Here is a 19,473-nt window from a genome sequence, read left to right as displayed (position 1 = left end):
AATCGTCATGACGTCTCGTTTGCTTAAAAACATGATCTGCGCGGGGATGCTCGGCACTGCGGTGCTGAGTCCGCTCGCGCATGCCGGATTGTTCGACGACGACGAGGCGCGCAAAGCGATCCTCGACATCCGCAGCCGTCTGGATTCGGACAAGCAGCGGATCGAGGGGCTCACGCGCAACGTGCTGGATTTGAACAACCAGATCCAGCAGTTGCAGCGTGATCTGGCCGACCAGCGCGGTCAGAACGAAGATCTGAAAAACCAGCTTGCGAACCTGCAACAAAGTCAAAAGGATTTCTACAACGACCTCGATGGCCGTCTGAAGAAATTCGAACCGCAGCAGATGACCGTCGGCGGCGTGACAGGCACCGTCCAACCGGGCGAGAAAGATGTCTTTGACGCCGCGCTGACGAAATTCCGCAACGGTGACTACAAGGGTGCGCAAACGGATTTCCGGACCTTTTCGGCTAAGTATCCTGGCAGCCCGTATCAACCCGAAGCACAGTTCTGGCTTGGCAATGCGCAGTACGCCAACAAGGATCTGAAGGGTTCGACTGCGACGCTGCAAGGGATCGTGACGAAGTACCCGACGAGCCCGAAGGCTGCCGAGGCTATGCTGGCAATCGCCAGCAACCAGGCGGAATCCGGGCAGATTGCGGCAGCGAAAAAGACGTTGCATGATTTGGTGGCCAAGTACCCGGACAGCGAATCGGCATCGGAGGCCAAGAAGCGTGTGGCCAAGCTGAAGTAAGACGCCCCTCGGGAGGTTGCGCGAACCTGCCTTCCGTGTGAGGACACTCGTCAAACGCACGACGCCGCCTTTGGGCGGCGTTGTCGTTTTTGGGGTTTGCAAGCGCGAGGGCTGCCTCAAGTAGAATACGGACTTTCCAAGCGCTCGAGGCGCGGCGTCTCAGGGGATGTGTGCACCAGCAGAACACTGCCAGGCTCACATGACGACCGCACCCGCGACGTGTTCGCGCACGAACTGTGCAGCACGTCTGATGACAACAATGCCGGCCGCACCCCGTGGCTCGCGACAATGTATCGAACGGCCGGGCACGGCCGCTATCGCCTTCTCGCCTCATGACCGACGTCGATCTCACCGCCCTGTCCCACACTGTTGTGTGGCTCACCTTTGGTCTGGCCTTCGTGTTTGGTGCTGTGCTCCAACGCACGCATTTCTGCACGATGGGCGCCCTTTCCGACATCGTGAACATCGGTGACTGGAATCGCATGCGCATGTGGTGGCTTGCCATCGGTGTGGCGACCATCGGCACCGGCATCCTCGCGTCGCAGGGCATCATCGATCCGGTCAAAGCGATTTACACGACACCGCGCTTCACCTGGTTGTCGTATATCGTTGGCGGATGGTTGTTCGGCTTCGGCATGGTGCTGGCTTCGGGTTGCGGCAGCAAGACGCTGGTACGCATCGGCGGCGGCAATCTGAAGTCGCTGCTCGTCTTCACGATGATCGGCTTGTCGGCTTACATGACGCTCAAGGGCGTGTTCGCGGTGCTGCGCGTGGCGGCGATCGACAGCGTGCAGACGACGTTCGCGACGTCACAGGATTTGCCCACGTTGCTGGGTGGCCTGTTCGGCGCAGACGTCCACCGCGCGCAGCTCGTTCTCGGGCTGGTGATTGGCGGTGCATTCGTGATTGCGGCGCTTGCACGACGCGAATTCTGGACATTCGACAATCTGCTGGGCGGTTTTGTCGTGGGAGCGATCATCGTGGCGCTGTGGTATGTCTCGGGCAAGATCGGTTATGTTGCCGAGAATCCGAATACGCTGGAGGAGAGCTTCGTTGCCACGAACTCCGGGAAGATGGAAGCCCTGTCGTTCGTCTCGCCGCTGGCGTTCACGTTGTACTGGTTGATGATGTGGAGCGACACGAGCAATGTCATTACATTGGGCATCGCCAGCGTGCTGGGCGTCATCGCCGGCTCATTCGTCTACGCGCTGGTGTCGCGTAATTTCCGCTGGGAAGGATTTCAGGGCACTGAAGACACGGCAAACCACATGGTAGGGGGGGTGCTGATGGGCTTCGGGGGTGTGACGGCGTTGGGCTGCACGGTCGGCCAAGGCTTGTCGGGCGTATCGACGCTGGCGCTGGGATCGTTTCTCGCGATCATGGCGATTCTCGCGGGCGGCGTCTGCGCATTCAAGTACCAAATGTGGCGCATCGAGCGCAGCGTTTGACGGAAATTCGCACGCGTATGCGGGAAATACCCGCGATTCGGACGTATCTGCGCCGCACGGGTATTGACAGTAAAAAGGCCGCGACGCTATAATCTTTTTCTTCGTTGGGTCGTTAGCTCAGCTGGTAGAGCAGCGGACTTTTAATCCGTTGGTCGCAGGTTCGAATCCCGCACGGCCTACCAAACGAATTCAAGGGGCTTGCAGAGATGCAGGCCCTTTTCCTTTCGCTCCGCAAAAACTTAGTTTGCCGGGGCAACGCGATCGCCCTTTCCTTCCCGCACGCACGCAATCCGCAGTCATCGGCAAAGACTTGTGACCGAGTTGTAGCTGCGCGGCACGAATACCCCCTCCTATCGGCTTTGTCGGTGCCCGCTTCCGGGCAGAGATCCGAGCCCTTTCGGCACGCTGTCCATTCAATCCCGACACTGTAAATGTGCTCCCTTCGGCGCTTCCTTGACGCGTGTCAAGAGGTACTGCGCAACGTGGTGTAATGCTGAATGGAGTTCACTCAGCCATCAACACCGGAATTCGTGAGCATCTTCTTCCGGATCGGACGCCACGCAGATGCCTCAATCATCAGACGTTCAGCCGCATTCAGGCACGCTCGACATGTCTGCGCGCGAGGCGGTTGCCATGGGCCCTCGCGCCCCCGCTCGCCAAGGTCTCTCTAGCGAAAACGTCGAGCGCCTGCGGGCCAAGTTCGGCAAGAACATCATCGATTCACAGCAGGGCCACAGTTGGTGGAATTCCGCTCGCGACGTACTGAGCGAGCCGATGTTCATTCTGCTACTCGCGGCGAGCGCGATCTATTTCGTGATCGGCGACGCGGCCGAAGCCTTCCTGTTGCTTGGGTTCGTTCTCGCCATCGTCGCCCTGACGGCGGTGCAGAGTCATCGAACGGCGCGCGTTCTGGCGTCGCTTCGCGAAATGTCTGCACCGCGTGCACAGGTGCTGCGAGATGGTGAGCGGCGTTTGATATCCGCTGCCGAACTGGTGCCGGGCGATCTGGTTTTCGTCGACGAAGGTGCACGGATTCCCGCAGACGGCGTCGTCGTCGAAGTCCATGGTCTGTGCGTTGACGAGTCACTGCTGACAGGGGAATCGGAGGCGGTCGCAAAGAGCGCGATCGACAGTGAAGATAATCGACTCATTTTCGGTTCGATGGTGGTGCAGGGTCAGGCTTGGATGACGGTGAGCGCGATAGGCGCGCAAACGGCGCTTGGGCGGATAGGCAAGTCGCTGTCGACCATCGAGGAAGGCCGCTCGCCGCTACAAATTCAGACGGGCCTTTTCGTCAAGCGTTTCGCCATGCTCGCGATACTGCTGTGCGCAGCATTGGTCGTGCTCTATCGATGGCGCTACGATAGCTGGCTGCCCGGCGTGCTGGCCGGCATCTCGCTGGCAATGGGAATCCTGCCGGAAGAAATTCCCGTGATTCTGACGGTGTTCATGGCGTTGGGCGCACGCCGCATTGTCTCCGCCGGCGTTCTGACGCGTCGCATGAATGCGATCGAAACACTCGGCCAGACCACGGTATTGTGCGTCGACAAAACCGGCACACTTACTCAGAACCTGATGTCCGTTCGCGTCCTTTGGGCCGGAGGGCGGAAACAGATCATTGATGCGAACACACCACAAATCGACGAGTCACTAAAGGAACTGCTCGAATACCTTGTCCTCGCCAGTGAGATTGAGCCCGTCGATCCGATGGAACGCGCCTTTCACCAGACAAGCCGTCAATTTCTCCGCCCGGCGGAGCACCTGCATACCGATTGGACGCTCGTCCATGAATACGAACTATCGTCGGCATTGCCCGCAATGGCGCACGCATGGCACGCACCTGAGCGCGGGCACCACGCCATCGCATGCAAAGGGGCACCAGAAGCCGTTTGTACGCTCTGTCATCTCGACGGTGCCGGCAGCGAAGCCATCCTTGCCGAAGCCGAACGCATGGCGTCCAGCGGACTGCGCGTGCTTGGTGTGGCCAAGGCAAATCATCCCGGCTCACCGTGGCCCACAGACCCGCACGCGTTCGATTTCAGTTTCGTCGGACTGGTCGGTCTGATGGACCCGGTGCGCCCCGATGCGGCCGCAGCGATCGGCGATTGCCGTGCAGCAGGTATTCGGGTCGTGATGATCACAGGGGATTACCCGTCCACGGCACGAGCGATTGCATCGGAGGTCGGCATCGACCCCCGGCACCTGCTGACCGGTCAGGCGCTAAACACGATGGACGATGCATCGCTTCAAAATGCGCTTCTCACGACCAGTGTCTTCGCGCGCATCCGGCCGGAACAAAAGCTAAGGCTTGTCGAAGCGTTCAAAGCGCGCGGCGACGTGGTCGCCATGACGGGAGACGGCGTCAACGATGCACCTGCGCTCAAGTCGGCTCACATCGGTATCGCGATGGGCAATCGCGGTGCCGAGGCCGCACGCGAGATTGCGTCACTGATTCTGCTGCGAGACGACTTCGCGCCAATCGTCACCGCGATCCGCCTGGGTCGTCGCATCTACGACAACCTCGTTCAGGCGATCAGCTACACGGTCGCCGTTCACGTGCCGATGGTGAGCGCCGTGATGATCCCGATCATCTTCGGCTGGCCCCCCCTTCTTGGGCCGGTACACATTGTCTTTCTGGAATTGATCATCAATCCCGTATGTTCGCTCGTCTTTGAAAATGAGCCGGAGCGCGACGGCTTGATGCGCCGGCCGCCCCGGGCTGGCGGCATTGCGTTGCTGTCGGGCAAGGCAATGATCCAGTGCTTCGCGATTGGCGCCATCGTTGCTCTTGCCGTGCTCGGTGTCTATGCACTGCTGGTTTATCGCGGCCTGGATCCAACCATTGCCCGCACCTACGGCTTTCTGTCACTCGTCTTAGGCAATGTCGCGTTGATTTTCGCCGTTCGCGTGATGAACCACAGACACATTGTTGCGGGCGCGGGTCAGCGCAACCCTTATCTCTGGCTGGTGCTTCTGGCAACCGGCGCGGCGCTGACGCTACTGATGACTGTCCCCATGTTCGCGCGGCTCTTCTCCATGACAGCGCTGCTCGCAAGGTGACGCATGGGCGCATACGATCAGGTCACGATGACGCTAATCTTGCTTTTCGGCACGGTCTTTGTGCTCAACGTGGTGCCCGCGTTCGCGCCGCCGACGTGGATGGTCTTGTCGTGGATCGGCTTCCGGCAGCCTGACCTCAATCCGGTACTCATGGCCGTGGTCGCCGCGCTGGCGGCGACAGGTGGCCGGGTGGTGCTCGCGAAGGGCTCTCACTGGCTGATCCTCGGGCGGCTGATGCGCGACATCGACCGACAGAACATCGCCGTGGCTGCGGCGTGGTTGGGACGCAAGAAGACCGTGACCGCGACAGTCTTTCTCCTATATGCGTTCAGCCCGCTTCCGTCGAACTATCTTTTCATCGCGTATGGTCTGACGGGACTTGGCCTGAAGACCATTGCACTCGCATTCTTTCTTGGCCGAACGACGAGCTACCTTGCATGGACAAGCCTCGCACAGTTCGCGTCGGCCAAACTGGATGAAAAAGCCGATGCTCTTGGCGGTTATCCGGGCATTTACTTTGTCGGGTCGCAACTGGTTCTGCTTGGCCTTATCTATGGTCTCTCACAATTGGACTGGCTTACGTTGCTGAATCAACACAAAATCAGATTCATCAAGCGCCCGCCGCGATGAGAATCGTCGCTTGGGCAGCATACGTTGCGTAAGCGCTGCCGTCGCATCGGCCGATTCGCCGTCACGCGTCAGGCCGTGTGCCCTTCACCGTCGCCGCAGCGTGCCCTGCGACATCGCCATGCCGATGCCCCGCCATCTCGCTGCTGCCCGGATCGCCTGCCGGCAAGCGATGGTTTTCGATGTCCTGCACGACCTGCATCGCGGTAGCGTCGATGCCATCCGTGAGCGGTTTCGGATCAAGGCCGATGCCGAGCACCATCACCGCCATCGCGCCGAGCAGCGCGAACTCGCGACGGCTCACATCCTTGAGCGACGCCACGCGCGCATTTCCCACGCGTCCGAAAATCACGCGCTTGTACATCCACAGCGTATAAGCCGCGCTCAACACCAACGTCAGCGACGCCAACGCACCGATCCAGAAATTCACCTTGATCGCGCCCATCAACACGAGAAACTCGCCCACGAAACCCGACGTTCCCGGCATGCCGACATTCGCCATAGAGAACAGCATCGAGAACGCAGCGAAACGCGGCATCGTTGCCGCCACACCGCCATAACTGTCGATCGATGCGCTGCCGGTACGGTCATACAACATTCCCGTACACAGCAGCATTGCGCCCGAGACGATGCCATACGAGATCATCTGCATCACCGCGCCGTCGGTACCCATCTCCGAGAAGAGGAACAACCCAAGCGTCACCAACCCCATGTGCGCAACGGCCGAATAGGCGAGCAGCTTGCGCAGATCCGTTTGCACCAGCGCGACCAGACTCGCGTAAATCACGGCGATCAGCGACAACACCACCATGAGCGGTGCGAGGAAATGACTCGCGTCCGGCAACAGCGGCAAGTTGAATCGCAGCAGCCCATAGCCGCCGAGCTTCAGCATCCCCAGCATGACGGCCGCCCCCGTCGGACCATCGAGATGGACCTCGGGCAGCCACGTATGCACGGGCCACATCGGCACCTTGACCGAGAACGCCCCAAGAAACCCGATGAACAGCATCACCTGTACCGCCAACGGCAGATGCAGCGTCTGCCAGCGCGCGATGTCGAAGCTCTGCGTCTGCATGTACAGATAAAGCATCGAGAGCAGCATCATCAGCGAGCCGGTCAGCGAGAAGAAGAAGAACTTCACGGCTGCATGCGTGCGATTGGCGCGTCCGTACACGCCGATCAGCAAGTACAGCGGCAACAGGGTCGCCTCGAAGAACACGAAGAACAACATGCCGTCCTGCGCGGTGAACACGCCCTGCATCAGACCCGACAGCACCAGAAAGCTGCCGAAGTACGAGCTCATGCGCGTCGTCACGGCACGCCACGACGCCAGCACCACGATGATGGTCGTCACCCCGGTCAACGCCACGAGCCACAGGGAAATACCATCGATGCCTACGTGCCATGAAGCATCGAACGATTCGATCCAGCGAAACCGCTCCACGAATTGAAGGCTCGCCATGCTGGTGCGAAAACCATGCACCAGCGGCACAATGGGCACCGCCGACATCACGGCAGCAGCGAGTGACACCCATCGAACGATGTTGGGATGACGATCCTGGCCCAGCAGCATGACGAGCGCGCCAGCGACGATAGGAAGCCAGATGAGAAGGGACAGGATGGGGAACATTGGAGGGCCTGATGTGGTGCAACAAAAATCCAGCGAAAACGCACCATTTGGACGCAGCCATGGACGAACCAATCCCGCACGCATCGCAGTGTGCGACGCACGCAAATCAAGGCAAATCAATGCCCTCGGGAGGGAACGCCAGGCGCGAGGGCGTCAATGAAGGTGGCAAGCATACGCGCCTCGAAAATGTTTTGCATCGCAGCAAATTTTACAAATGATTGCGAGCACTTCGTCCGACCGGACGGTCGACGATTGTGTCTGCGTTGCCATGCCCGCACGGCAACGCTAAGACGATTTCTGCCACTCAGGCCTTCGGGCGGCGCAGATCGAACATCGGCCCGATCTCGGCATAGTCACCGAGATAACCGGCACGCATCACGGGATGCGCCTTCGCCGTATCGAAGAGGCCATCCTCTCGCAAGTACTCGCGGCGGATGTGCACGCCGACCACTTGCCCGAGCGCCAGCCAGTTGTCCATCGGTCTGCCATCGAGATCCTGCAAGCGCACGATCTGCAGCAATTTGCACTCGAGCGACGCGGGCGACTCCGCGACGTGAGGCACATCGACGTTGATGCCGGGTGCCTTCGTCAGTCCAGCCAGTTCGAATTCGTCGACCGCATGCGGCACGGGGGCCGACGTCTGGTTCATCTGCGCGACGAGCGACTTGCTCGTCAGATTCCAGACGAATTCGCGCGTGGCCTCGATGTTCGCGATGGAGTCCTTGAAGCCTTCGCTGCAAAAGCCGATGATCGGCGGGAATGTCGCGAACGCGCCGAAGAAGCTGTATGGCGCCAGGTTGGTCCGGCCCGTGGCATCGCGACTGGAAATCCAACCGATCACACGCGGTGCAACGATGGCCTTGAACGGGTCGTGGGACAGACCGTGGCCTTTGGCCGGGTCGTAGAAATGAACGTCGTTGGACATGGGGGCAGAGACAAAGTGAAAGGATTTTCGGTGATGCTAACGTACTCGGGCGTCTCGCGTGGCTCGACCACCGCCGCGCCGCGATCATGCAGGCGCGCGCCGGCCGAGCCGCTCGATCAGCGCACGGTGCGCCGGCCAGTGCGCCGCGAGCGCCGCCGGATCGGCCATCTCGAAATCCTCGAACGCGAAACCCGGCGCGACGGTGCATCCGACCAGTGAGTAGCTCGTCGATGGCGCGGGCTGCGCAGCGAACCAATGCCCTGCGGGAACCACGTGTTGAAGACGTTCACCGCCCGCGACATCGGTGCCAAGACGTGTCGTTGTCAACTTGCCCGCCGGGTCGATCTCGTGAATCCAGAGCGTGCCGCCAAGATGGAAATGCCAGATCTCGTCGCTGCGAATCCGGTGGAAGGCGGAGAAATCATCGGCTTCGAGCAAGTAGAGAATCGCAGTGGAAATGTTGCGCGGCCCCGAAAACCCTTCCGGTAGCGCCTGCGCCGCAATCGTGCCCGACGCGCGATACGTCTCACGATAGTGCCCTCCTTCCGGATGCGGCTGCAGTCCCAGGGACTTGACGAGATCGGCGGCGGACGGCATGACGGACTCCTTGATATTGATCGGGGCGCTCGGAAAATCGCTTCTCACGACATCGCATCGCAGCAGGCACCTGGCTACCCGATGCTAATAGCCTCATCAGGCGAAACAATAATTTCACACAACAAAACAACGGCTCGTCATCGCCACTCGGGCATACGCGCCCCGAACACGGCACGAATAAAGGCTTTCGGCGCAATCTCGGTGGCGACCGGCGAGAATTGCCGAATTATGCGACGATTGCGGCGTTGCGTCGCGCAAGGCGACGCGTTTTTCATTGCCCGCGCCGCCACAGCGCCGTCAGATCATGCCCGCTACACTCAAGATCGATTTTGTCTCAGATGTCGCCTGCCCCTGGTGCGCCATCGGCCTTGCCTCGCTGAAGACGGCACTCGGCCACCTGGGCAACGAGGTTGACGCCGACCTGCAATTCAGCCCCTTCGAGCTCAATCCCGATATGCCGGCAGAAGGCGTGCCGCTCGCCGATTACATGTCGCGCAAGTATGGTCTGTCGCCGGAGCAGTTGGCACAGAATCAGGCGAACATCAGCGCACGTGCGGCCGCCGAAGGTTTCCCGATGCGTATGGATCTGCGCACACGCGCCTACAACACGTTCGACGCGCATCGCCTGCTGCACTGGGCACAGACGGTCGGTCACGACAAGCAATTGGCGCTCAAGGAAGCCCTGTTTCGCGCCTATTTCGTTGAAGGCAAGCGCACGAGCGATCCGGAAGTGCTGGTCGACGCTGCGGTGCAAGCCGGCCTCGACGCGACGCGAGCCCGTGAGATTCTCTCCACCGGCGAATACGCCGAGCAGGTACGCGCGCTCGAGCGTCATTACCAGAACCTCGGCATCCGCTCGGTGCCTGCGGTCATCTTCAATAACCGCCATCTCGTGAGCGGCGGCCAACCACCGGAAGTTTTCGAACAGGCCATCCGTCAGATTCTGGCCGAGGGCTGATCCGTCATGTCGTCGCTGCCCCCGACCGCCAATACGCCCACGGCTGGCGCCCCTGCCGGGGTGCAATCGCACGAGCCGCCAGCCACCGGACGCGGCCTCGCGATGACGGCGGTCTTGCTTGCCGTCTCGCTGGCCAGTCTCGACACCGCCATCGCCAACACGGCCCTGCCGCAAATGGCGCTCGATCTGAACACGACGCCGTCGGCTTCGGTCTGGATCGTGAACGCCTATCAACTGGCAATGGTCGCGACACTGCTCCCCTTTGCCTCGCTGGGCGAGCGCATGGGCCACAAGCGCGTATTCATGTGGGGCGTGGCGGTGTTTCTCGTTGCGTCGCTGCTGTGCGCACTGTCGCCAACGCTCGGCTTTCTGGCGGCGGCTCGCCTCATGCAAGGCGTGGGCGCTGCGGCGGTAATGAGTGTGAATATCGCGCTCATCCGCTTCCTGTATCCGGCCCATCAGCTCGGACGCGGCGTCGGGCTGAACGCACTCATCGTCGGCATTTCCTTTGCCATCGGGCCGACGATCGCGTCGCTCGTACTCGCGTTCGCAAGCTGGCCGTGGCTGTTCCTGATCAACGTGCCCACGGCGCTGCTGGCGCTGGCGTTCTCGCGCCGCAACCTGCCAGACACGCCGCGCAGCGAACATAAGCCCGACATGATCGCCGCGCTGCTCAACGTGTTGACATTCTCGCTGCTGATCTTCGCGTTGAGTCAGAGCGCGCAACAGGCCGACTGGCATCTGACGCTGGGCTGCTTCGTCGGGGCGCTGGTGTTCGGATGGGCGCTCATTCGCCGCGAGCGCGACCATCGTGCGCCAATGCTGCCGGTCGATCTGCTGCGTCTGCCCGCGTTCGCACTCTCCACGATCACCGCCGTCTGTGCGTTTGCAACGCAGGGACTGGGGCTCGTGTCGTTGCCGTTCTATTTCGAAAACGTGCTGCATCGCAGCCCCATCGAGACAGGCTTTCTGATGACGCCGTGGCCGTTCTTCGTGGCCGCGATTGCGCCGTTGGCCGGGCGCCTGTCGGATCGTTATCCGCCCGGTGCCTTGGGTGCGATCGGTCTGGCGATGCTAAGCGCCGGTATGGCATTGCTCGCGGTCATGCCCGAGCATGCCGCGCTATGGGATATCGGCTGGCGGATGGCGTTGTGCGGTCTGGGCTTCGGCTTTTTCCAGTCGCCGAACCTGAAGGCCTTCATGCACAGCGCTCCGCCTGAGCGCAGCGGTGGGGCAAGTGGCATGGTGGGCACGTCGCGACTGCTGGGTCAGGCGACGGGCGCGGCGCTCGTCGCCCTGGCCCTGGGTCTTGCGGGCACGCACGGTTCCACGTGGGCGCTGGCGTGGGGGGCGATATTCTCGGCCGCAGGCTGCCTTGCCAGTGGCTTGCGATTGGTGCCGCAACGCGCCTGAGAACACCTCGAAGCCGTTATGCAAAGAAGCCCCGCCTCGTGCGGGGCTTCGTCGTTTTGCGGTGCAATGACATCCAACGCTTGCATATTGGCGAAGCTTGAGTACACTGAATACTGTACAAAAACACAGTATTTCGCACACTCCAACCGAGGACCAAGCAAGTGAACTACTCAGCCCAAGGGTGCTTCGACATTGAACTTGAGCCGCAGCCGCTAAGCCCCGTTGCCGACAGCACCGGGCTTGGCCGTCTATCGTTGAACAAGACGTATCACGGTGACTTGCAGGCGACAAGCCAGGGAGAAATGCTGTCGTTCCGCAGCAGCACTCAGGGTTCCGCCGGCTACGTGGCGATGGAAACGGTGCGTGGCGCGCTGCAAGGCCGCAGCGGCACTTTCGTGCTCCAGCACAGTGCGACCATGATGCGCGGCGCGCCTGTCCAGTCCATCAGCGTTGTTCCCGATTCCGGTACCGACGCATTGTCTGGAATTTCGGGGACGCCGGTCATCACCATTACCGACGGCCAGCATTCCTATGCGTTCGACTATGCCCTGCCAGAAGGGCACAACGACTCGCACCACTGAACCCCCGCCAGGAGACAGACATGAGCACACGAGGTCTCGACCGTCAGATCGACAATATCGAATTCAACGTGAGCGACATCGCCCGCAGCAAAGCCTTCTACGGCAGTGTTTTTGGCTGGACATTCACCGACTACGGCCCGGCCTACACCGAGTTCAGCGACGGCCGGCTCACTGGCGGATTCACTCCCGGCGAAGCTCGACCGGGCGGTCCGCTGATCATCCTGTATGCGGACGACCTCGCTCAAACCCAACGCCGTGTTGAAGCCGCGGGCGCCAGGATCAGCCTCCCCGTCTTCTCGTTCCCGGGCGGCCGCCGCTTTCACTTCACCGACCCTGACGGCTACGAACTCGCCGTCTGGTCGGCGGCAGAGTGAGGCGCGCGTTCGGGCAGCGTCCCTTTTGCGCATGCGTCCCTCGGCGCTCACGCTGAGCCCGGCGGATATTCAGCCGGTCGGACTATGCGTGAACTAAGAATCACACGCGAAACTTAACCTATTCATCACCGGCCGCGAGCGCAGGAAAAGCACGAGCGTCTGCACAATAGGTTAAGCCGTGAATGCCAATATTCAGAAGACTCTAGGCAAGGTGCCTGAGGTCACACTCATGTTCTGGGTGGTCAAGATTGCAGCCACGACCTTGGGTGAAACAGGTGGCGACGCCGTTTCCATGTCGATGAATCTTGGATACCTTGTCGCCACAGCCATCTTCGCCCTGATTTTCGTCGTTGCCGTTACGGCGCAAATCCGGGCGAAATCGTTTCATCCCGCGTTGTATTGGGTAACGATCATCGCCACGACGACCGTCGGTACGACACTGGCTGACTTTGCCGACCGTTCACTGGGCATTGGGTACGCGGGTGGAACGTCGATCCTGCTGGCATTGCTGCTCGGTTCGCTGTGGGTCTGGCACCGCACGATGGGCTCGGTGGCTATCGATACGGTCAACTCGCCGAAGGCGGAAGCATTCTATTGGGTCACGATCATGTTCTCCCAGACGCTGGGGACAGCGCTGGGAGACTGGACTGCCGATACGGCCGGGCTTGGCTATACCGGCGCGGCGGTCGTCTTCGGCGCCCTTCTGCTGGGTCTCGTCGGCGCGTATTTCTGGACCAGAACGTCGCGTGTTTTTCTGTTCTGGGCTGCATTCATCCTCACCCGGCCGCTAGGCGCCGTTGTCGGTGATTTTCTGGATAAGCCCATTAGTGCCGGCGGACTTGCGTTGAGCCGATACTCGGCTTCCTTTGCCTTGCTGGCGTTCATTCTGACCAGCTTGCTGCTGGTACGGCAACGCGCCTCCGCGAAAGCGCATTAACCTTGGCCTTGCCAAACGAAACACCACGGCGAAAAACGCGCCGTGGTGCCTGAAAGCATGAGCAGCCGGGAACTGCTCAGAACGCCACGCGGATGAGGTAATCGAGAAGCGCGAAGAGAGGGTTTTCGAAGTCGCCCATGTCAATCTCCTTGAAGGTCATCTATCGGTTCTCCCGTGTTCACTTGTCGTCGACAGTGCGTCGGGTTGAGTGCAATTCTCAGCCTCGTAAGGAAATGCCACAACTGCGATTAATACGGGCCGCCAGACCTGTCACAAACGTCATTCCACCGTGACCGATTTCGCCAGATTTCTCGGCTTGTCCACATCCGTGCCGCGTGCAACGGCGGCGTGATACGCCAGCAACTGCATCGGGATGGTATGGAGAATGGGCGACAGCAGACCGTAATGTTCATTCAACCGGATCACGTCGATATCTGCGCCGGGCGACAAGCCGCAATCGCTGTCGGCGAATACGTAGAGCTTGCCGTTTCGCGCGCTGACCTCGTGCATGTTCGACTTCAGCTTCTCCAGCAACCGGTCGTTCGGCGCCACCGCCACCACTGGCATTTCATCGCTCACGAGCGCGAGCGGTCCGTGCTTGAGTTCGCCCGCCGGATACGCTTCCGCGTGGATGTACGAAATCTCCTTCATCTTCAGCGCCCCTTCCATTGCGACCGGATAATGCAGCCCCCGGCCGAGAAACAGGATGTCCTGCCGGCGCGTCAATTGCTCTGCCCACGCAATGATCTGCGGCTCCAGCGCCAGCACTTTTGCGATGGCGTCCGGCAGATGCCGCAGGGCGCGCAGATGTTGCTGCTCATCGCCATCCGACAAACGCTTACGGCTTTGTGCCAGCGTCAACGCCAGAAGAAACAGAGCGACGAGCTGCGTCGTGAACGCCTTCGTCGACGCCACACCGATCTCCACCCCGGCCCGCGTGAAAAACGTCAACGCACACTCGCGCGCCAACGCGCTCGTCGCCACATTGCAGATCGCCAGCGTGTGACGCATTCCTCGCTGCTTCGCTACATGCACGGCCCCCAGCACGTCGGCAGTCTCGCCGCTTTGCGAAACGGCGACGACCAGCGTCTTCTGATTGGCCACACTGTCGCGATAGCGATACTCGCTCGCGATTTCCACGCTCACCGGCAGTTGCGCAAGACTCTCGATCCAGTATTTCGCCGTCAATGCCGCGTGATAACTCCCTCCGCAAGCGAGCAGGAGCACCGAGTCCACCTCATTGAACACCCGCCAGGCGTTGTCACCGAATAGCTCAGGCATGATCGACGTCACATCCTGCAACGTGTCCGCGACCGCCCGCGGCTGCTCGAAGATCTCCTTCTGCATGTAGTAGCGATACGGCCCCAGATCGGCCGCCCCGCTATGCGCGGCGACACGATTGACCGGACGTTCGACCCGCTGCCCCTGCGCATCCGAGACCCAGAAGCGGTGAAGCTGGACGTCCGCAACGTCGCCGTTCTCCAGATACACGATCTGGTCGGTGACGTTCGCGAGCGCAATCGCATCGGAGGCGAGGAAGTTCTCCCCATCCCCCACACCGACGATCAGCGGCATGCCGTCGCGCGCGCCGACCAGGCGATGCGGCTCGTCGCGGCAAATCACCGCAATGGCGTAGCTGCCACGCAACTGCGATGCGGCTGCCTTCACGGCTTCGAACAAATCGCCATCGTAAAGATGGTCGATCAGATGCGCGATGACCTCGCTGTCCGTCTGGCTCGCAAAGCAATAGCCATGCGACTCCAGCGTCGCACGCAATGACTCGTGATTCTCAATGATGCCGTTGTGCGAAAGCGCGATGCGCGGCGCGTCGGCGCTCGGCGAAAAGTGAGGATGCGCGTTGTCGGTGACCGGCTTGCCGTGCGTTGCCCAGCGCGTATGGGCAATCCCGGTGTAACCGGTGAGCCCGAGTCGGCCGATTTCATCCTGTAGATTCGCCACGCGCTCGACGCTGCGTGCGCGCACCAACTCCCGCTCGCGATACAGCGCGACGCCACACGAGTCGTACCCGCGGTACTCCAGACGCTTCAGACCGTCGACAAGGTTGGGGACGATATCCCGTTGCGCGACCGCGCCGATGATTCCACACATAACGCCTCTCCGAATTGATTCGTTGTCACTCAGTGAGGCGATGGTAGAGTTGATGCACTGAAATTAATTGTCAATATTCACTATTACGTGAAATATAAATTCACAATAAACTACAAATGAAATTAAATTTCACACAATCCCATTCCGCAGGAGACCCCATGACGGGCATCACCCTGGACGATCTGGACTTGCGAATCCTGAGCGAGCTGCAAGCCGACTCGTCTATTTCGAACCTTGAACTCTCGCAGCGCGTCCATGCGTCCGCTCCAACCTGCCTGCGCCGGGTGCGGGCACTCAGCGACGCGGGCGTGATCGAGCGACAGATCGCCATCATCGATCCGTCGAAGCTGGGGCCGACGCTGACCGCCGTTGTCGAAGTGAGTCTCGACCGGCAAACCGCCGAGGATTACGACACCTTCGAGTCCTACATCTGCGCGGAGCCCGTCGTCACCCAGTGCTACCGCGTGTCGCCGGGGCCAGACTTCGTGGTCATCGCCGAAGTCGGCGACATGGCGCAGTACGACGAACTCGCGCGCCGGCTGTTCAAAAGCTCGGCGAATATTCGCAACGTGCGCACGTTCTTTTCAACGCGTCGCGCGAAATTCGAAGCCAATGCCCCCATTCGTCCGAACATTTCTCGCTGACTGAAAATGTTCATTTGAACATTCCCCATCGTCATTTGAATGTCACGCTCGGCTGTCAAAGTGGCGCCCATTCCAGAACGAATGTGCGCGACACGACCGCCCGATGGACCTTTCCGAACGCCAGACCCGCATCGTTGCCCTGTTTCGCCAGCATGGCGAAATGAGTGTCGATGCGCTCGCCGATCACTTCGGTGTGGCTACCCAGACGATTCGCCGTGACGTCAACACACTGTGCGATGCCAATGTGTTGCGTCGCTATCACGGCGGCGCGCGCCTGCTCACGCCGGGTCCGAACCAACCGTACGAAGTGCGTCGCGTGCGCAACCTCGAAGGCAAGCTGCGCATCGGTCACGCGGCCGCCGAGCGTATCCCCGATGGCGCCACGGTGCTGCTCGGCATCGGCACGACGCCCGAACAAGTCGCCGTCGCCCTCGTGCCTCGCAAGCGGCTGTGCGTCATCACCAATAACCTGCGCGCCGCGCTGGTTCTGGCAAGCAACCCCGAACACCGAGTGATCGTTCCCGGCGGTGAACTGCGTTCGCCCAACCCGGAGATTCTCGGAGACGAAGCCGACCGCCTGTTCCGTGCTTATCGCGCCGATGTCGGCGTGTACAGCGTTGGCGGCATCGACGACGACGGCACGCTGCTCGATTACGACCGTCACGAAGCCGCATCGCGCGAAGCTCTGCGCGACGCGAGCCGCTATCGCATTCTCGTGGCGGACACCTACAAGTTCTCCCGCAAACCCAGCGTGCGGGGTGGCCAACTCGACGAACAGGATCTCGTCATCACCGACGCTCCACTGCCCGAGCCGCTGCGCGAACACTTGCAGGCACCGTCCGCCTCACTCGCGTCGCCCGAGATTCTCATTGTCTGACCCGATACCGATCGCTCACCTCTTCGCCTCGAGACCGCCCGTCATGCACTCCGCTTCCCCCCGCTTCAATCGCTTCGCCGCCCCGCCCGCCCGGCCCGAGTGGACACGCCTTGCGGCGGCCGGCGTCGCCGCGCTCGCCCTCGTCTTCGGTACGCTCACCCCGGCCGTTGCCAGCGCCACCCCGCTGATCGTCGCGCATCGCGGCGGCACCGGCGACACCCCCGAGAACACGGTGCAGGCCTTCACCAATGCGTTACAGAACGGCGCGCAGGCCTTGTGGATGACCGTGCAGGTCACGCGCGACGGGGTGCCGGTGATGTACCGTCCGGCCGATCTTTCCACACTGACCGACGGACGCGGCAAGCTCGCCGACATCGACTACGCCGACGTGCATCGGCTCAATGCGGGTTTTGCCTTCTCTCGCAAGGACACCAACGGGCAGACCGTCTTCCCGTACCGCGACCACCCGTTGCCCATCCCCACCTTGCGCGAGGCGCTCGCCGCCGTGCCCGCCAACGTGCCCGTGCTGCTCGACATGAAGCAAACGCCCGCCGCACCGCTGGTGGAAGCCGTCATCAAGGTGCTCGACGAGACCAACGCCTGGTCGCGCGTGCGCCTCTATTCGACCGAAGCCGAAGCGACCGACCGCCTGCGCGCTCGCCGCCCTCAGGCACAACTGTTCGAGTCGCGCGACGCGACCCGTAGCCGCCTCGTTGCCGCTGCACTCGCAGGACGGTGCGATGCGCCGCCCGCGCCCGGCACATGGGCCGGCATCGAATTGCATCGTCAGGTGGAAGTGGTTGAGCGCTTCACGCTCGGCGAGGGGATCTCGAAAGTCGTGGCGAACTGGTGGACGCCTGCCGCCGTGCAGTGCTTCAAGTCGCGCGGCGACGTGCATCTCGTCGCCTTCGGTGTCGAGACGCCGCAGGACTTCGAAGCGGCGTCACAGCTGGGTTTCGATGCCGTGATGACCGATTCCCCCGCTCGCTTGCGCGCGGCATTGGCCAATCAGGCGCCGAGCGCGTCGAAGTAAATCGTCCGTTCGCGCGGCTTTCTGCCGCCGCGCGACGGGCGACCGACGCACCGCCTGATTCTCCGCCGAAGTCAAACGGCTTCCCCACGGAGAAACGATTGTCATATTTGTAGTATTCCTAATTTAAATCGCGATGCGACAACAGGATTCGTCAAGCCGGAATAGGCATCGCCCCCCCACTGCCACACACAGGAAACACACCATGAAGCCACTTGCTCTCCCCCCTCTCGCCCGTGCTGCCGCACTGGTCATCGGCTGCGGTGTTGCCGCGCTCGCTCATGCCCAGTCCAATGTCACGTTGTACGGTATCGTCGACGGCGGCATCGGTTATGCCAGCAATGTCGCCAGCGTTACCCGTGCAGGCGCGGCCGGCCGCCCGGCGCTCGTCAATGGTGCATCGAATTACGCGTTCCAGAGCGGCACGTGGCAGGGCAGCCGCTGGGGCATTCAGGGAACGGAAGACCTCGGCAACGGCCTGAAGGCGCTGTTCCGCCTGGAGAACGGCTTCAATATCGGTAACGGTATCGCGAGTCAGGGAGGTGCGGAGTTCGGCCGCCACGCATACGTCGGCCTGCAAGACAAGGCTTACGGCACCGTCACGCTCGGCCGCCAGTACGACCCGCTGATCGATCTGGTCGGCTCTGTCGGTGGCACGGCACTGCTCTCGGGCGTCGCTGCGCATCCGGGCGACGTCGACAACCTCGATCACAGCTCGCGCGTGAACAACAGCGTGAAATACCGCTCCCCGACGTGGGGCGGCTTCACCTTCGGCGCCATGTACGGCTTCGGCGGCCAGCCGGGCACGATGGGACGTCAGAACACCTGGGGTCTCGCCGGGCAGTACGCGAACGGCCCGATCGCGTGGGGTGCGGGTTACTCGCACGCCAACAACGACAAGGCGAGTGCCACGGACACGACGATCGGAAGCTGGGCAGGCTCGTCCGAATCGGCATTCGCATCGTCGATCAACGCCGGTTATGCCAGCGCCAAGGCACGCGACATCATCGCTACCTCGATGACCTACCAGATCGGCGACGCCACGCTGGGCGCGAACTACAGCCATACGGAGTACTCGGCAGGCAGCTACTCGCGCTTTACCCGCACAGCCAAGTTCGATTCTGTCGGCGTGCTGGCAATGTATCGCGTGACCAGAGCATTCCGGCTGGGCGGCGGCTACAGCTTCACCAACGTGAATGCTCCGGCCGCGAACACGTCGGGCGCGAAGTACCACCAGTTCAACCTCGCGGCGTTCTACAACCTGTCCAAACGCACGGAGTTGTACGCGCTGGCGGGCTACCAGAAGGCCTCCGGCAGCACGCTCGATACCTTCGGCAATGTGATCGACGCGACGGCCTCGGTTGGCGACGCCGCCAACGGCATGTCGTCGGCGAGCAACGCGCAAACCGTCGTGCGCCTGGGCGTGAGCCACGTTTTCTAAGGCTGAAAAACAAACCAGCCGGGACGTTGCGCATCAGCGCACGTTCCGGCCGGTCTTGTGACGCATGACTT

The 19,473-nt window shown here is 61.5% G+C and carries 17 protein-coding genes and 1 tRNA gene; 14 read left to right on the top strand and 4 right to left on the bottom strand.

Translation table 11 applies throughout. The features are described from left to right. Positions 1–7 precede the first annotated feature (7 nt). From ybgF to PCO31110_RS11375, 5 genes are all read left to right on the top strand, one after another. Positions 8–751 (top strand): tol-pal system protein YbgF, encoded by a 744-nt coding sequence (gene ybgF, locus PCO31110_RS11395; RefSeq protein WP_254435394.1) that lies wholly within the window; start codon positions 8–10, stop codon positions 749–751. Between the two features lie 332 nt (positions 752–1,083). After that, positions 1,084–2,199 carry a YeeE/YedE family protein gene (locus tag PCO31110_RS11390; RefSeq protein WP_150690482.1) on the top strand — a complete coding sequence of 372 codons (1,116 nt, stop codon included), beginning with the start codon at positions 1,084–1,086 and terminating at the stop codon, positions 2,197–2,199. Between the two features lie 106 nt (positions 2,200–2,305). After that, positions 2,306–2,381: transfer RNA gene (locus PCO31110_RS11385), tRNA-Lys, on the top strand. 427 nt (positions 2,382–2,808) lie between these two features. Further along, positions 2,809–5,259, top strand: a complete 2,451-nt coding sequence (locus tag PCO31110_RS11380; RefSeq protein ID WP_150690733.1) for a cation-translocating P-type ATPase — start codon at positions 2,809–2,811, stop codon at positions 5,257–5,259. Positions 5,260–5,262: 3 nt separating this feature from the next. Beyond that, positions 5,263–5,889, top strand: coding sequence for a hypothetical protein (locus PCO31110_RS11375; RefSeq protein WP_246189812.1), 627 nt, complete (start codon positions 5,263–5,265; stop codon positions 5,887–5,889). Positions 5,890–5,950: 61 nt separating this feature from the next. On the opposite strand, the gene PCO31110_RS11370 is transcribed toward PCO31110_RS11375, so the two are convergent. The 3 genes from PCO31110_RS11370 to PCO31110_RS11360 all read right to left on the bottom strand — a co-directional run bounded on the left by PCO31110_RS11370 (position 5,951) and on the right by PCO31110_RS11360 (position 9,038). Next, the gene (locus PCO31110_RS11370) at positions 5,951–7,516 is read right to left on the bottom strand and encodes a complex I subunit 4 family protein (RefSeq protein ID WP_150690481.1); all 1,566 of its coding nucleotides are present in this window, start codon (positions 7,514–7,516) and stop codon (positions 5,951–5,953) included. Between the two features lie 304 nt (positions 7,517–7,820). After that, the gene (locus tag PCO31110_RS11365) at positions 7,821–8,441 is read right to left on the bottom strand and encodes a flavin reductase family protein (protein ID WP_150690480.1); all 621 of its coding nucleotides are present in this window, start codon (positions 8,439–8,441) and stop codon (positions 7,821–7,823) included. Between the two features lie 84 nt (positions 8,442–8,525). Further along, entirely contained in the window at positions 8,526–9,038 is a 513-nt protein-coding gene (locus PCO31110_RS11360) for a cupin domain-containing protein (protein ID WP_150690479.1), read from the bottom strand. Between the two features lie 304 nt (positions 9,039–9,342). Here PCO31110_RS11360 and PCO31110_RS11355 point away from each other — a divergent pair, with 304 nt between their 5' ends. The 5 genes from PCO31110_RS11355 (at position 9,343) to PCO31110_RS11335 (ending at position 13,301) form a co-directional block, all read left to right on the top strand. After that, positions 9,343–9,996, top strand: coding sequence for a DsbA family oxidoreductase (locus PCO31110_RS11355; RefSeq protein WP_150690478.1), 654 nt, complete (start codon positions 9,343–9,345; stop codon positions 9,994–9,996). A 6-nt stretch (positions 9,997–10,002) separates the two neighbouring features. Next, the gene (locus tag PCO31110_RS11350; RefSeq protein ID WP_150690477.1) at positions 10,003–11,409 is read left to right on the top strand and encodes an MFS transporter; all 1,407 of its coding nucleotides are present in this window, start codon (positions 10,003–10,005) and stop codon (positions 11,407–11,409) included. A 161-nt stretch (positions 11,410–11,570) separates the two neighbouring features. Next, positions 11,571–11,990 (top strand): DUF3224 domain-containing protein, encoded by a 420-nt coding sequence (locus tag PCO31110_RS11345; RefSeq protein WP_150690476.1) that lies wholly within the window; start codon positions 11,571–11,573, stop codon positions 11,988–11,990. A gap of 20 nt (positions 11,991–12,010) precedes the next feature. Then, positions 12,011–12,364 (top strand): VOC family protein, encoded by a 354-nt coding sequence (locus PCO31110_RS11340; RefSeq protein ID WP_010806454.1) that lies wholly within the window; start codon positions 12,011–12,013, stop codon positions 12,362–12,364. Between the two features lie 229 nt (positions 12,365–12,593). Next, positions 12,594–13,301 carry a COG4705 family protein gene (locus PCO31110_RS11335; RefSeq protein ID WP_150690731.1) on the top strand — a complete coding sequence of 236 codons (708 nt, stop codon included), beginning with the start codon at positions 12,594–12,596 and terminating at the stop codon, positions 13,299–13,301. A 279-nt stretch (positions 13,302–13,580) separates the two neighbouring features. On the opposite strand, the gene glmS is transcribed toward PCO31110_RS11335, so the two are convergent. Beyond that, complete coding sequence (gene glmS / locus PCO31110_RS11330) at positions 13,581–15,410, bottom strand: glutamine--fructose-6-phosphate transaminase (isomerizing) (protein ID WP_150690475.1); 1,830 nt, start codon at positions 15,408–15,410, stop codon at positions 13,581–13,583. Between the two features lie 158 nt (positions 15,411–15,568). On the opposite strand from glmS, the gene PCO31110_RS11325 reads away from it, so the two are divergent. From PCO31110_RS11325 to PCO31110_RS11310, 4 genes are all read left to right on the top strand, one after another. Next, complete coding sequence (locus PCO31110_RS11325) at positions 15,569–16,054, top strand: Lrp/AsnC family transcriptional regulator (RefSeq protein ID WP_010806451.1); 486 nt, start codon at positions 15,569–15,571, stop codon at positions 16,052–16,054. Between the two features lie 103 nt (positions 16,055–16,157). Continuing rightward, on the top strand, positions 16,158–16,931 hold the full coding sequence (locus tag PCO31110_RS11320) for a DeoR/GlpR family DNA-binding transcription regulator (RefSeq protein ID WP_010806450.1): 774 nt from the start codon (positions 16,158–16,160) through the stop codon (positions 16,929–16,931). A gap of 43 nt (positions 16,932–16,974) precedes the next feature. Then, positions 16,975–17,964, top strand: coding sequence for a glycerophosphodiester phosphodiesterase family protein (locus tag PCO31110_RS11315; RefSeq protein WP_150690474.1), 990 nt, complete (start codon positions 16,975–16,977; stop codon positions 17,962–17,964). Positions 17,965–18,166: 202 nt separating this feature from the next. Continuing rightward, positions 18,167–19,402, top strand: coding sequence for a porin (locus PCO31110_RS11310; protein WP_150690473.1), 1,236 nt, complete (start codon positions 18,167–18,169; stop codon positions 19,400–19,402). Positions 19,403–19,473: the final 71 nt, after the last annotated feature.

The sequence above is a fragment of the Pandoraea communis genome (assembly GCF_902459745.1).
GTDB lineage: Bacteria > Pseudomonadota > Gammaproteobacteria > Burkholderiales > Burkholderiaceae > Pandoraea > Pandoraea communis.
Note: the sequence above shows the minus strand (reverse complement) of the source record. Positions and strands in the feature narration are given on the sequence as shown.